At 68.4% G+C, this 13,787-nt stretch carries 10 protein-coding genes; 5 read left to right on the top strand and 5 right to left on the bottom strand.

What is annotated here, in order from left to right; all coding sequences use genetic code 11:
* Positions 1–66: 66 nt before the first annotated feature.
* Positions 67–1,125, bottom strand: coding sequence for a LacI family DNA-binding transcriptional regulator (locus OG609_RS14130; RefSeq protein ID WP_327273130.1), 1,059 nt, complete (start codon positions 1,123–1,125; stop codon positions 67–69).
* 182 nt (positions 1,126–1,307) lie between these two features.
* On the opposite strand from OG609_RS14130, the gene OG609_RS14125 reads away from it, so the two are divergent.
* A complete protein-coding gene (locus OG609_RS14125; protein WP_327273129.1) occupies positions 1,308–1,763 on the top strand; it encodes a MarR family winged helix-turn-helix transcriptional regulator in 456 nt (151 codons plus the stop codon).
* A 49-nt stretch (positions 1,764–1,812) separates the two neighbouring features.
* Positions 1,813–2,364: an isochorismatase family protein gene (locus OG609_RS14120; RefSeq protein WP_327273128.1), complete on the top strand. Its 552-nt coding sequence runs from the start codon at positions 1,813–1,815 to the stop codon at positions 2,362–2,364.
* A gap of 6 nt (positions 2,365–2,370) precedes the next feature.
* Here the strand turns inward: OG609_RS14120 and OG609_RS14115 are convergent, their stop codons facing one another.
* Genes OG609_RS14115 through OG609_RS14100 form a run of 4 tightly spaced genes read right to left on the bottom strand, consistent with a single transcriptional unit; the run spans position 2,371 to position 6,212 of the window.
* Positions 2,371–3,144, bottom strand: coding sequence for a succinate dehydrogenase/fumarate reductase iron-sulfur subunit (locus tag OG609_RS14115; protein WP_327273127.1), 774 nt, complete (start codon positions 3,142–3,144; stop codon positions 2,371–2,373).
* On the bottom strand, positions 3,141–5,102 hold the full coding sequence (locus OG609_RS14110; RefSeq protein ID WP_327273126.1) for a fumarate reductase/succinate dehydrogenase flavoprotein subunit: 1,962 nt from the start codon (positions 5,100–5,102) through the stop codon (positions 3,141–3,143). Before OG609_RS14110 ends, OG609_RS14115 begins: the two co-directional genes overlap by 4 nt.
* Positions 5,103–5,954, bottom strand: coding sequence for a hypothetical protein (locus tag OG609_RS14105; RefSeq protein WP_382896665.1), 852 nt, complete (start codon positions 5,952–5,954; stop codon positions 5,103–5,105).
* 9 nt (positions 5,955–5,963) lie between these two features.
* Positions 5,964–6,212, bottom strand: a complete 249-nt coding sequence (locus OG609_RS14100; protein ID WP_327273125.1) for a hypothetical protein — start codon at positions 6,210–6,212, stop codon at positions 5,964–5,966.
* Positions 6,213–6,497: 285 nt separating this feature from the next.
* Here OG609_RS14100 and OG609_RS14095 point away from each other — a divergent pair, with 285 nt between their 5' ends.
* The 3 genes from OG609_RS14095 to OG609_RS14085 all read left to right on the top strand — a co-directional run bounded on the left by OG609_RS14095 (position 6,498) and on the right by OG609_RS14085 (position 13,710).
* On the top strand, positions 6,498–8,876 hold the full coding sequence (locus OG609_RS14095; protein WP_327273124.1) for an ABC transporter family substrate-binding protein: 2,379 nt from the start codon (positions 6,498–6,500) through the stop codon (positions 8,874–8,876).
* Positions 8,877–9,279: 403 nt separating this feature from the next.
* A complete protein-coding gene (gene typA / locus OG609_RS14090) occupies positions 9,280–11,151 on the top strand; it encodes a translational GTPase TypA (RefSeq protein WP_327273123.1) in 1,872 nt (623 codons plus the stop codon).
* A gap of 915 nt (positions 11,152–12,066) precedes the next feature.
* Positions 12,067–13,710 (top strand): peptide ABC transporter substrate-binding protein, encoded by a 1,644-nt coding sequence (locus OG609_RS14085; protein WP_327273122.1) that lies wholly within the window; start codon positions 12,067–12,069, stop codon positions 13,708–13,710.
* The last annotated feature ends 77 nt before the right edge of the window (positions 13,711–13,787 follow it).

The raw sequence follows: 13,787 nt of genomic DNA, 5'->3' as shown, positions 1-13,787 counted from the left end.
GGCGGGTGCTTCGTCCTCAATCGCCGGACGGGCTTGATCTGCCCGCGCTTGCGTGTGGCGTCCCCGTCAGCCGCAGCCGCAGCTCGCGCGGTGGATCACCGACACCGGGAGCATGAGCGACACCGGCTCGCGCCCGCTGTCGCCCAGGCGCTGCACCAGCAGCTCGACGGCCTGCGCGCCGAGCTGTCGTATGGGCTGCCGTACCGTCGTCAGCGGCGGGCGTACGAGCCGGCTCAGCGGAATCCCGTCGAACCCGGTCACGGCGATGTCCTCGGGGACCCGGACCCCGCGCCGCTCCAGTGCGCGCAGTGCGCCCACGGCCATCTGGTCATTGGCGAACAGCATCGCCTGCGGCCGCTCCCCGTCCCGGTCGAGCAGGACTTCCGTGACCCGGAGGCCCTCGGCCTGGGTCATCATCGTGGCCCGCACGGCCGGGGCGTCCGGCACCGGAAGCCCCGCGTCGCGGCACGCCTCCTGGAAGCCCACGAACCGGGCCTCGGCGTCCGGAGACTTCGCCTCCCCGCCGATGAAGGCGAGGCGGCGCAGCCCGTGGTCCTCGATCAGGTGCCGAGTGAGCGCGCGCTGCCCGTCGGCGTTGGCGACGACGATGTGGTCGAGATGATCGATGCCGCGCGGGCCCGCCAGCATGACCACCGGCAGCCGTCGCGAGATCACTTCGAGGTCGGCGGTCGGGACGGTGCCGGCCAGGACCGCGAAGCCGTCCACCCGGCCTGCCACGTTCGCGACGAGACTCTCCGGACCGCCCTTGAGCGAGGCGGCGATCAGCAGGGCGTAGCCGTGCTGTCGGGCCGCGCGCTCCATGCCCCGGATGATCTGGTCGGAGTAGAGCATGAAGGCGTGGTCGTCGTCCTCGTCGGTCGCCGCCGCCTCGTTCTCGGTGTCCGGGTCCGAGTAGTCGGGGAAGCAGAGGCCGAGCACACCGGTGGTGCGGCTGGCGAGTCCGCGCGCGCTGCCGCTCGGTACGTAGCCCAGTTCGCGGGCCGCCTCCAGGACCCGCTCGCGGGTCTGGGCGCGTACCGAATCGGGGGTGCGGTAGACCCGCGAGACCGTGGCAATGGAGACGCCCGACCGCTCGGCGACGTCGTACACCGTTGGGGCGCTCACTCGACCGACCGTCCGCTTCTTCTTCCGTACCCAAGCACCTGCTGTTGCACGTACCACCCTCTTTTGAAAGCGCATTCACCCTAGATCGCGGGCCGTGTGACGAGCAAGACCGTCCCCGGTCCCTGGCCGGAAAATAGACAGGCAACCTTGCAAGATGGTCTGTGCATCTTTACGTTGGAGGCATGCCGGAACCGACCGAAGCCACCCCCGCCGACCTTCACGCCGAGCAGCTGGCGACGCAGCTCACCGCCGTGGTCAGCCGGCTGATCCGGCGGCTGCGCACCACCTCGTCGGAGAGCCTGCTCACGCCGACGCAGCGCTCGGTGCTCGCCAGACTGGAGAGTGAGGGCCCGGCCACCACGGCCGCGCTGGCCCGTGCCGAGTACGTGCGTCCGCAGTCCATGCGGCTGACTCTCGGCGCACTGGAGAGCCAGGGGCTCGTCGAGCGGGCACCCGATCCGGCCGACGGCCGGAAGTCGGTGATGTCGATGACAGAGGCCGGACTCGCGACGCTCGCCGCGGTCCGGGCCGCCAAGCACAACTGGCTCGCCGAGGCCATCGCCGTCGAGCTCGACGGGGCCGAACGCCGCACGGTCGCCGAGGCCGCCGATCTGCTCGACCGACTGGTCGGGAAGTGACCTGCGCATCCGCAACTGAACCGTTCCCCCCATTTACAGGAGCACCACCATGACCGCCACCACTCTGGACCCGAAGACCGCCCTGGTCGTCGTCGACCTGCAGAAGGGCATCGTGGGACTGCCCACCGTCCACCCCACCGCCGACATCGTCGCGAACTCCGCGACCCTCGCCGACGCCTTCCGCGCCAAGGGCCTCCCGGTCGTCCTGGTCCGCGTCACCGGCGGCGCCCCCGGCCGCACCGAGACGCCCAGGCACTCCGGCACGCCCGCCGACGACTGGGCCGAGATCGTCTCCGAGCTCGGCCCGCGCGAGGGCGACATCGTCGTCACCAAGCAGCAGTGGGGAGCCTTCTACGGCACCGACCTCGACCTCCAGCTGCGCCGCCGCGGCGTCACCCAGGTCGTCGTCACGGGCGTGGCGACCAGCATCGGCGTCGAGTCCACCGCCCGTTCCGCCCACGAGCACGGCTACCACGTGACCGTAGTCACGGACGCGGTCACCGACATGGACGCCGACGCCCACCGCAACAGCGTCGAGAGGATCTTCCCGCGCCTCGGTGAGACGGACACCACCGAGGCGATCGTCAAGCTGCTCGGCTGAGAGGGATCAGGGAGTTTCCCGTCGCCGGATCTTGTTCCCCAGCCACACCAGCGGGTCGTACTTGTGGTCCACGGCCCGTTCCTTCAGGGGGATCAGCGCATTGTCAGTGATCTTGATGTGTTCGGGGCACACCTCCGTACAGCACTTCGTGATGTTGCAGTAGCCCAGCCCGTGCTCCTCCTGGGCCGTCGCCTTCCGGTCGAGTCCCGACTCGGCGGCGGCGTCCAGGGGGTGCATGTCCAGCTCGGCGATCCGCATCAGGAAGCGCGGTCCGGCGAACGCCGTCTTGTTCTCCTCGTGGTCGCGCACCACATGGCAGGTGTCCTGGCACAGGAAGCACTCGATGCACTTGCGGAACTCCTGCGAGCGGTCCACGTCGACCTGCTGCATCCGGTAGTCGCCCGCCTTCATCCCCTGTGGGGGTACGAAGGCGGGCACTTCCCGTGCCTTGGCGTAGTTGAACGCCACATCCGTCACCAGATCGCGGACGACCGGGAAGGCCCGCAGCGGGGTGACGGTGATCGTCTCCTCGCGGCCGAACACCGACATGCGTGTCATGCACATCAGCCGCGGCCTGCCGTTGATCTCCGCGCTGCACGAACCGCACTTGCCCGCCTTGCAGTTCCAGCGCACCGCCAGATCGCCCGCCTGGGTGGACTGGATCCGGTGGATGATGTCGAGGACGACCTCGCCGTCGTTCACCTCGACCTCGAAGTCCTCCAGGTCACCGCCGTCCGGGTCCCCGCGCCACACCCTGAACTGCGCGTTGTAGCTGCTCACTTGTACAGCTCCTCTTCGGCCAGGTACTTGACCAGCTCCTCCTTCTCGAAGAGGGAGAGCAGATCCGGACGGATGGGTTCGGTCGCCTTCCGTACGAGTTCGATCCGGCCGCTCGACGCACCTTGGGCAGCCTCGTCGGCCAGCCGGCACAACAGATTGGCCGGGCGCCAGGAGCGTTCCATCGTCGGGCAGTCCTCGCGGGTGTGACCGCCGCGGCTCTCCGTACGCTCCAGCGCGGCCCGGGCGATGCACTCGCTGACCAGCAGCATGTTCCGCAGGTCCAGGGCGAGGTGCCAGCCGGGGTTGAACTGCCGGTGCCCCTCGACACCCGCGCGCTGTGCCCGTAGCCGCAGCGTGGCCAGTTTCTCCAGGGCCTGTTCCATCTCGGGCGCCCGCCGGATGATGCCGACCAGGTCGTTCATGGTCTGCTGGAGTTCCTGGTGGAGGGTGTACGGATTCTCCGCGGGTTCCCCGGCCGTGTCCGGCTCCCCGGCGCTGAACGGACGCAGGGCCTCCGTCGCTGCCGCGTCGATCTGCTCGTTGTCCACCACCGGCGGGGTACCGATGGCGTCCGCGTACTCGGCGGCGTGCATCCCGGCCCGCCGCCCGAAGACCAGCAAGTCGGAGAGGGAGTTCCCGCCGAGCCGGTTGGAGCCGTGCATGCCGCCCGCGACCTCGCCCGCCGCGTACAGACCGGGCACGGCCACCGCGGCCGCGGTGTCGGAGTCGACGGCGATCCCGCCCATCACGTAGTGACAGGTCGGGCCGACCTCCATCGCCTCCGCCGTGATGTCGACATCCGCCAGCTCCTTGAACTGGTGGTACATCGAAGGCAGCCGCCGCCGGATCGTGTCCGCGGGCATCCGGGTCGACACATCCAGGAACACCCCGCCGTGCGGCGAGCCGCGGCCCGCCTTCACCTCGGAGTTGATGGCGCGGGCGACCTCGTCGCGCGGCAGCAGCTCGGGCGGGCGGCGGTTGTGGTCCGGGTCCTCGTACCAGCGGTCGCCCTCCTCCTCCGACTGTGCGTACTTTTCCTTGAACACATCGGGGACGTAGTCGAACATGAACCGCTTGCCCTCGGAGTTGCGCAGTACCCCGCCGTCGCCGCGCACCGATTCGGTGACGAGGATTCCCTTCACCGACGGGGGCCAGACCATGCCGGTCGGGTGGAACTGCACGAACTCCATGTTCAGCAGGGGCGCGCCCGCCAGTAGCGCGAGGGCGTGGCCGTCGCCGGTGTACTCCCAGGAGTTCGACGTCACCTTGAAGGACTTGCCGATGCCGCCGGTAGCGAGGACGACCGCGGGGGCTTCGAGCACGAAGAAGCGGCCGGACTCGCGCTCGTAGCAGAAGGTGCCGGACACCCTCCCCCCGAGCCTTCGGCCGGGGGGGACCCCCACCTCGCTTCGCTCGCCGTCCGTCAGGACCCGGGTCACCGTGCACTCCTGGAACACCTTCAACCGGGCTTCGTAGTCGCCGTGTTCGCGGTGGTCCTCCTGTTGCAGCGAGACGATCTTCTGCTGGAGGGTGCGGATCAGTTCGAGGCCGGTACGGTCCCCGACATGGGCGAGCCGTGGGTACTCGTGGCCGCCGAAGTTGCGCTGGGAGATCTTTCCGTCCGGCGTACGGTCGAAGAGCGCCCCCCAGGTCTCCAGCTCCCAGACCCGGTCGGGCGCCTCCTTGGCGTGCAGCTCCGCCATCCGCCACTGGTTGAGGAACTTTCCACCGCGCATGGTGTCGCGGAAGTGCACCTGCCAGTTGTCCCCGGAGTTCACATTGCCCATGGAGGCGGCGATTCCGCCTTCCGCCATGACCGTGTGTGCCTTGCCGAAGAGCGATTTGCAGATGACCGCGGTACGGGCCCCGCGCTCCCGCGCCTCGATGGCGGCGCGCAGCCCGGCGCCTCCGGCACCGACCACGACGACGTCCCACTGTTGCCGTTCGAGCTCTGTCATTCAGAAAAACCTCGGATCGTCGAAGGCGCCGGAGGCGACGAGATAGACGTAGAAGTCGGCGAGTGCCACGCTGATCAGCGAGGCCCAGGCGAGCAGCATGTGCCGGGCGTTGAGCCGGCCCACCCAGCCCCAGAGCCGGTAGCGCACGGGGTGCTTAGAGAAATGCCGCAGCCGGCCGCCGATGATGTGGCGGCAGGAGTGGCAGGACAGCGTGTACGCCCAGATCAGTGTGATGTTGGCCAGGAAGATCAGGGAGCCGAGGCCCATGTGGCCCCAGGCGTAGTGCTCGTCGCGGAAGGAGAGCACGGTGTCGTACGTGAGGATCCCGGCGACCGGCACCGCGGCGTAGAAGAAGTACCGGTGGATGTTCTGCATGATCAGCGGGAAGCGGGTCTCGCCGCTGTATTTCGTGTGCGGCTCGGCGACCGCGCAGGCCGGGGGCGATGCCCAGAAGCCCCGGTAGTAGGCCTTGCGGTAGTAGTAGCAGGTCAGCCGGAAGCCGAGCGGGAAGATCAGGATCAGCAGTGCAGGGGAGAGGCCCCACCAGCTGCCGAAGAGGTCCCAGTTCGGGCCGTGCCGCATGGGGGCGCAGTTCTCCGCCAGACAGGGCGAGTAGAACGGCGACACATAGGGGGCGGCGTAGTAGTCGGCGTTCGAGAAGGCCCGCCATGTCGAGTAGACGATGAAGGCGAGCAGCCCGCCGGCCGTCAGAGCCGGCGCCAGCCACCAGCGGTCGGTCCGCAGATGGCGGGCGGCGATGGCGGCCCGGGAGGCGTGGTGGACGCCTGCCGCCCGTGGCGCCGCCGTAATCGGTCGAGGTGGTTCCGTACCTGGTTCCGTACCGGTGGCCAAGGAACTCTCCTAGGGGGCGTGCCGGCCCCGGACGCCCAGACCTTCGTCGTCCGAGTCCGTCCACAGGGTGGCGTCGTACGGCGCTTCGCTGATCGTGATGACGCCGTCGACGGGTTCGGTGCGACCGGCGGCTCCGAGCGGCGCCGGCCCGGCTTCCGCCTCGCGCAGCCGCGCAAGGCCCCGCTCCAGCCGGCCGACGGTGCGGACCAGGTCGTCGAGGCAGTGCTGAACCGCCGTCAATTCTTCGTGCAGTGACATGACTTGCTCTCACTTCCGCGGTCGCGGGTGGTCATGTTCGTGCGCCTGAGAGTGTCGCGCGTCACACCCCGGTTGTGAAGAGTGCGGGCCTTCCCGGTCTCGCGGGGTGTTCCGCCGCACGGGTGAGGTTCGGGGGCGCTGACGCCGTGTCTGCGCCGCCTCTCGCGGAGGGGCGCCTTCAGTGGACGGACGGAACCAGTGTGATCAACTGCATATGCCACCAGAAACGCACAATCCTGCCCATCCGCGTGCGGGTGGGCAGGGCCGGCCCCGGAGGTATCAGCCATGTCCCACGTCGGCGTCCCGCGGGGGACGGCCCGAAAGCGCCGCTCGCTCGCGCTCCTCACGACGGGTGTGCTGACGCTCCCCGTGCTGGCCGGCTGCAGCTCCGACGACGACGGCAGCGGCTCCACCGGGGCCGTCGCTCCCCAGGACATCGCGGTCGCGGCCCGGAACCTGGTCGCCACAGGGGGCGCGGTCAACTGGGCGATCGACGCCGTGCCCACCACCCTCAACGCCTTCCAGGCCGACGCGAACAGCTCCACGACCCGCATCACGGGCGCCCTGCTGCCGACGCTCTTCCCGCTGGACGCCAAGGGCAGGCCGCAGCTCGACCCGGACTATCTGCAGTCCGCGAAGGTGGTCGAGCGCGAGCCCAGGCAGGTGGTGCTCTACCGGATCAACCCGCAGGCGGTGTGGAGCGACGGCCGGGACATCGGGGCGCCCGACTTCGTGGCCCAGTGGCGGGCGCTGAACGGCAAGGACTCGGCGTTCTGGACCGCCCGCAACGCCGGCTACGAGCGGATCGAGAAGATCGAGCGCGGCGCCGACGACCAGGAGGTCCGGGTCACGTTCGCCAAGCCGTACGCGGACTGGCGCTCGCTCTTCTCCCCGCTGTACCCGAAGGAGGTGACCGGCTCCCCCGACGCCTTCAACGACGGCGCGCGGACCACCCTCAAGGCCACCGCGGGACCGTTCCGGCTGGGCAGCGTGGACACGGCGAAGGGCGAGGTCACCCTGGTCCGCAATCCGCGCTGGTGGGGCGGCCGGGCCAAGCTCGACTCGCTGGTCTTCCGGGCCGTCAAGCCGCAGGACCGCACCGAGGCCCTGACCGAGGGGAAGGTCGACGTCGCCGACATCGACGCCGCGGCGGCGCACCGGATCGTGCAGGCGGCCGGCGACAGGGGCGGCAACGGGCAGCCGCTCGCCCAGGGCCCCGGTTCCGGTTCCGGGACCGGCCCGGCCGCCGCACTGCGCTCCTGGGCCGAGGCACACGGCTCGGACGAAGAGGCGGCGGCGGCCGCCCAGGCAGCCAGGGAGAAGAACCGGGCAGCCGCCGAGGCGTACGCCGCCGAGCAGGGCAAGCTGCGCGCGTATGCGGTCCGCAAGTCGCTGGAGCCCGCCTACACCCAGCTCGCACTGAACGGCGAGTCCGGGCCGCTCGCCGACGACCGGGTACGCAGGGCGGTCGCCCGGGCCCTGAACCGCCAGGAGCTGGTCGACACCGTACTCAAACCGCTCGGCCTGCCCGCCACACCGCTCGGCAGCCACCTGGCCCTGGCCGGACAGCCGGCGTACAAGGACAACAGCAGCGCACTCGGCGGCCAGGACACCAAGGAGGCGCAGGCGCTGCTGGCCGACGCGGGCTGGACGCGGGAGGGCGCGGTCAAGAAGCCGGGCGGCGCCAAGGCGGGCAGCGAGGTCGAGAAGAAGGGCGCGAAGGAGAAGGACGCCACCGCCGGGAAGGACGACAAGGCGGCCTCGTCCGAGAAGCCCGGCAAGACCGGCAGCGGCGACGGCAAGGCCGACAACGCCGCTGCTGAGCGCGAGCAGGCCGCCGACGATGTACAGGCCGTCGTCGGCGACGACAACAAGCCCGGCGACAGCGACGGAGCCGGCAACGCCCCCCAGGTCCTCGCCCCCGCCACCGCCGCGGCGTTCCACAGCGCCGCTCTGCTGCGCCAGGCCGGATACCTGGCCGGGACCAGCACCACCGAAGACGCCGCCCAGGACCGGCGGCCGGGCGGCGCCGCCGGTGCGTACGCCCCCGCAGGCACCGCGGCCCCCGCCCAGGCCCCCGAAGCGCGCCGCGGCCCGCTCGGCAAGGACGGCAAGGCGCTGAGCCTGCGCTTTGTTCTGCCGGCCGGTCCCGGGTCGGAGCCGCTGCGTGCCGTCGGGGACAAGATCGCGGCGATGCTCGATTCGATCGGCATCGGTACGGCCATCACCAAGGTCTCCGACGACAGCTACTTCCAGGACCACATCGCTTCCGGCGACTACGACCTGGCGCTCTACTCCTGGCCCGCCACCGCCTACCCGGCGACCGACGACCGCCCGATCTTCGCCAAGCCGGTGCCGGCCACCGACGGCTCCCTGCTGGTCGAGCAGAACTACACCCGCGTCGGCACGGACCACATCGACCAGCTCTTCGAGCAGGCGGTCTCGGAGCTCGACGAGGGGACCGCCCGGGATCTGATGAAACAGGCGGACGCCCGGATCTGGGCCGCCGCAGGATCGATTCCGCTTTATCAGCGTCCACAGCTCGTGGCGACCGACAGAAAGCTGGCGAACGTCGGCGCCTTCGGCTTCGGCGCACCCCACTACCAGGACATCGGTTTCAAGAAGCCGCAGCCCGCCGGAGCTCCGGCAAACAAGAAGAAGTAGCAGGTCAGAACGGATCCGGAAGCTCAGAACTGGCTCAAGTCCCTTGCCCGCCGGGACCCCGGCGGGCAAGCTCGTGTCCCGACCGGACCCGAGCTGCTCGCCCCCACACGCCCCCCACGGGACCTTGCGGAGCCCCCACGGATCCCCCTCACGGATCCCTCCGCATCACCCTCCTCCTGCCACGCACACCCACCTGGCACGGCTCCGATACTGAGGTAATACCGGCCGAATATCGGTTGAAGAGTGGCTTAAGACCGGTCTCGCGGATCGGGCCGGGAAGCCCGGGACGCGCCAGCCCCGTACCATGGGGGGTAGCCGTGGCGCGTCCGCCCGGCGGGCGTACGAGGACCCGAGAGCGACTGAGACGCCTGATCCCACGATCCGAGAGAAGCGCAAGCCACCCATGCCCACGCGCCACGACATCCGTAACGTAGCCATCGTCGCCCACGTCGACCACGGCAAGACCACCCTGGTCGACGCCATGCTCAGGCAGGCCGGCGCCTTCGCCGCGCACGCCGCCGAGCACCTCGACGAACGCATGATGGACTCGAACGACCTGGAGCGTGAGAAGGGCATCACGATCCTCGCCAAGAACACGGCGGTGAAGTATCACCCCAAGGACGGCGGGGACCCGATCACGATCAACATCATCGACACCCCCGGCCACGCCGACTTCGGCGGCGAGGTCGAGCGCGGTCTGTCGATGGTGGACGCGGTCGTGCTGCTCGTCGATGCCTCCGAGGGCCCGCTCCCGCAGACCCGCTTCGTGCTGCGCAAGGCGCTCTCCGCGAAGATGCCGGTCATCCTCTGCATCAACAAGACGGACCGTCCCGACTCCCGGATCGCCGAGGTCGTCGACGAGACGTACGACCTGTTCCTGGACCTGGACGCGGACGAGGACCAGATCGAGTTCCCGATCGTCTACGCCTGCGCCCGTGACGGCGTCGCCTCGCTGACCAAGCCGCAGGACGGCACCGTCCCGCAGGACAGCGAGAACCTGGAGCCGTTCTTCTCCACGATCCTGTCGCACGTCCCGGCCCCGGAGTACGACGACGAGGCGCCGCTGCAGGCCCACGTCACCAACCTGGACGCCGACAACTTCCTCGGCCGTATCGCGCTCTGCCGCGTCGAGCAGGGCGAGCTGCGCAAGGGCCAGACCGTCACCTGGATCAAGCGCGACGGCACGATGTCCAGCGTCCGTATCACCGAGCTGATGATGACCGAGGCGCTCACCCGCAAGCCGGCCGAGAAGGCGGGCCCGGGCGACATCTGCGCCATCGCCGGTATCCCGGACATCATGATCGGCGAGACCCTGGCCGACCCCGAGAACCCGATCGCGCTGCCGCTGATCACGGTCGACGAGCCGGCCATCTCGATGACCATCGGTACCAACACCTCGCCGCTCGTCGGCAAGGGCGGCAAGGGCCACAAGGTCACTGCCCGCCAGGTGAAGGACCGCCTCGACCGCGAGCTGATCGGTAACGTCTCGCTCCGCGTCCTGGACACCGAGCGCCCTGACGCCTGGGAGGTCCAGGGCCGCGGTGAGCTCGCCCTGGCCATCCTCGTCGAGCAGATGCGCCGTGAGGGCTTCGAGCTCACGGTCGGCAAGCCGGAGGTCGTCACCAAGCAGGTCGACGGCAAGACGCACGAGCCGATCGAGCGCATGACGATCGACTCCCCCGAGGAGCACCTCGGTGCGATCACCCAGCTGATGGCGACCCGCAAGGGCCGCATGGAGACGATGACGAACCACGGTTCGGGCTGGGTCCGCATGGAGTGGATCGTCCCGTCCCGCGGCCTCATCGGCTTCCGTACGGAGTTCCTGACGCAGACCCGCGGTACGGGCATCGCGCACTCCATCTTCGAGGGCCACGAGCCGTGGTTCGGCGAGCTGCGCACCCGTCACAACGGCTCGCTGGTCGCGGACCGTTCGGGTTCGGTGACGCCGTTCGCCATGGTCAACCTGCAGGAGCGCGGTGTCATCTTCACCGAGGCCGGCACCGAGGTCTACGAGGGCATGATCGTCGGCGAGAACTCCCGCGCCGACGACATGGACGTGAACATCACCAAGGAGAAGAAGCTCACCAACATGCGTGCGGCTTCCGCGGACACCACGGAGAACGTGGTCCCGGCCCGCAAGCTCTCCCTGGAGCAGTCCCTCGAGTTCTGCCGCGAGGACGAGTGCATCGAGGTGACCCCGGAGACCGTGCGTATCCGCAAGGTCGTCCTGGACCAGAAGGAGCGTGGCCGCGCCGCTTCGCGCGCCAAGCGCTGACCAGCGCATCTCCTGCAGCAGGACGGCCCGTTGCCTCAACTCGGTTGAGGCAACGGGCCGTTGCCTTATTGAGCCACGAAGCTCCACTGCACCAAACCGAGGCTCAAGATTTGCTCAATCCTCATGTGTTTGTGTACGCACAGCGATAACTTCTCCGCGTTGCCGATCCTCGAGGGCCGGCTGATGTGGGGAGGGATTGCATCTCGACTCTTGCGCGACGGAAGGCGGCTCTGACCAGTGCCGCAGCAGCCTCGACGCTACTTGCGCTCTTCGGGGCCGGGGCCGCGAGTGTGGGTGTGACTCCTGGGACCACCATGTATGCCAAAGCGAAGTCCGGGAAGCGGACACTGCGCTCGGGCATGGCTGGAGTGGCCCGGACGGCGGTAGGCCGGGCGCAGGCTGGAATGCCATCGTCACCTGGCATCAGGGCAAGGTGACGAAGGACCGGCAGGCGCTGCGGCTGCACGCGCTCAGGTTCCTGAGGCCTGGCCTCGCCCGGCAGTGGGCGAGGCCAGGCTGCTGCATGTCGCGACCGAGGAGTGGGACGCCTCGGCGTCATCGGAATCCCTCGCCGTCAAATCCATTTCGGGTGGCATGTGTCCGGAAAGCGGTCATCACTCTCCGGGGGTTGCGTTAACAGTCCGTTTCGGGCGTGTCTGTCTGGGCTCGCTTTGTCCGGATTTCGGTCAACCGTGCCCTGTCGATGTTGTCAAACCGAGACCCTTTAAGTGTGGTTTACGGCCCGGCCGTACTTAATAGTTGGCTCCATTGAGCTCGGGTCAATGGGTCACGCACTGTGGGGAGTGCCGACTCACGAGCACACTCAGGGCACTGAAACGATCACCGTCAGGGGTGTCGGTGTATCACTCCAGTGCCCTTCTTGTAGTCAAAAGTGGACTCATGAGGAGGAAACCCATGCGTGGTGCCAAGAGCGCCAAGTGGGTCGCGGGAGCGGCCGTCATCGCCCTGGCCGCGACCGCCTGTGGTGGTAGCGACAAGGGCAGCGACAATGGCATGAACTCGGGCAAGGCGGACCCGAACGGGATCCTGACCGCCCAGCTCAGCGAGCCGCAGAACCCGCTGCAGCCGGCGAACGCCAAGGAGAGCCAGGGCAGCCGTGTCCTGGGCGCCATCTTCTCCGGCCTCGTCAGCTACGAGCCCGGCACCGGCAAGCTCACGTACGTCAACGCCGAGTCCGTGACGCCCAACGCGGACTCGTCCGTGTGGACCGTCAAGCTCAAGCCGGGCTGGAAGTTCCACGACGGCACCACGGTCACCTCCAAGTCCTACGTGGACTCCTGGAACTGGTCGGCCAACGTCAAGAACAACCAGACCAACTCCAGCTGGTTCCAGGACATCAAGGGCTACGCCGATGTCCACCCGGACAAGGGTGACCCGAAGAAGACCGAGATGGAAGGTCTGAAGGTCGTTGACGACAACACCTTCACGATTTCCCTGTCCGGTCCGGTCTCGTACTTCGCGTACAAGCTGGGCTACGACGTCTGGGCGCCGCTGCCCGAGTCCTTCTTCAAGGACCCGAAGGCCGCCGGTCAGAAGCCGATCGGCAACGGTCCCTACAAGTTCGTCTCGTGGGACCACAACAAGATGATCAAGGTTCGGAAGTTCGACGGTTACCAGGGCCCGAACAAGGCCAAGAACGGTGGCATCGACTTCAAGAACTACACCACCGCCGAGGCCGCCTACTCGGCCCTGCGCTCGGACCAGCTCGACTGGATCGAGCAGGTCCCCGTGACCGCGCTGAAGAACTACAAGCAGGACCTCGGTGACCGAGCGATCGACCAGGAGTACTCCGCGGTCCAGTCGATCGTCCCGGCGTTCTACACCAAGCAGTTCAAGAACATCAACCCCAAGGTCATCCAGGGCCTGTCGATGGCGATCGACCGTGACACGATCACGAAGACCGTCCTCAACGGCACCCGTTCCCCGGCCGACTCGTACGTCGCCCGCGGTGTGCTCGGCTACAAGCCCGGCGCCCTCGGCGACATCGTGAAGTACGACCCGGCCAAGGCCAAGGCCCTCATCACGGAGGGTGGCGGCGTCCCGGGCAACAAGATCTCGATCCAGTTCAACGCGGACCAGCCGCACAAGGCATGGGTCGACGCGGTCTGCAACAGCATCCGCCAGGCCACGGGCGTCGAGTGCGTCGGTGACTCCAAGCCGGACTTCGCGACCGACCTGAACGCCCGTGACGGCAAGAAGGTCAAGTCCATGTACCGCGGTGGCTGGGTGCTCGACTACCCGGTCAACTCGAACTTCATGCGCGACCTGTACGGCACGACGGCCGCCGGTAACACCAGTGGCTACTCCAACAAGGCATTCGACGAGCTGGCCTCCAAGGCCGACAAGGCGAAGACCCTCGACGAGACCGTGAAGATGTACCAGGAGGCTGAGCAGCTCCTGGCGAAGGACATGCCGGCGATCCCGCTCTGGTTCTACAAGGTCAACTCGGGTCAGTCCAAGAACGTATACGGCAAGATCGTTTACGGCCAGGACGGCGACCCCATCTTCACCGACGTTCAGGTGAAGTCGAAGAAGTAAGTTTCGGGACCTGCCGGCCGGTGCCGCCCTCCGGAACGGATGGCGGCACCGGCTCGCAGGCGTTGGCCCGGCAATCT

Origin of the sequence: Streptomyces sp. NBC_01224, assembly GCF_036002945.1 — a bacterium.
GTDB lineage: Bacteria > Actinomycetota > Actinomycetes > Streptomycetales > Streptomycetaceae > Streptomyces.
This window is presented reverse-complemented; position numbering and strand designations above follow the sequence as displayed.

Excerpts from the sequence above, each read along its gene's own strand:
- OG609_RS14125 (WP_327273129.1), top strand. The coding sequence starts at position 1,308 with ATGCCGGAACCGACCGAAGCCACCCCCGCCGACCTTCACGCCGAGCAG.
- OG609_RS14120 (WP_327273128.1), top strand. The coding sequence starts at position 1,813 with ATGACCGCCACCACTCTGGACCCGAAGACCGCCCTGGTCGTCGTCGAC.
- OG609_RS14110 (WP_327273126.1), bottom strand. The coding sequence starts at position 5,102 with ATGACAGAGCTCGAACGGCAACAGTGGGACGTCGTCGTGGTCGGTGCC.
- OG609_RS14100 (WP_327273125.1), bottom strand. The coding sequence starts at position 6,212 with ATGTCACTGCACGAAGAATTGACGGCGGTTCAGCACTGCCTCGACGAC.
- OG609_RS14095 (WP_327273124.1), top strand. The coding sequence starts at position 6,498 with ATGTCCCACGTCGGCGTCCCGCGGGGGACGGCCCGAAAGCGCCGCTCG.
- typA (WP_327273123.1), top strand. The coding sequence starts at position 9,280 with ATGCCCACGCGCCACGACATCCGTAACGTAGCCATCGTCGCCCACGTC.
- OG609_RS14085 (WP_327273122.1), top strand. The coding sequence starts at position 12,067 with ATGCGTGGTGCCAAGAGCGCCAAGTGGGTCGCGGGAGCGGCCGTCATC.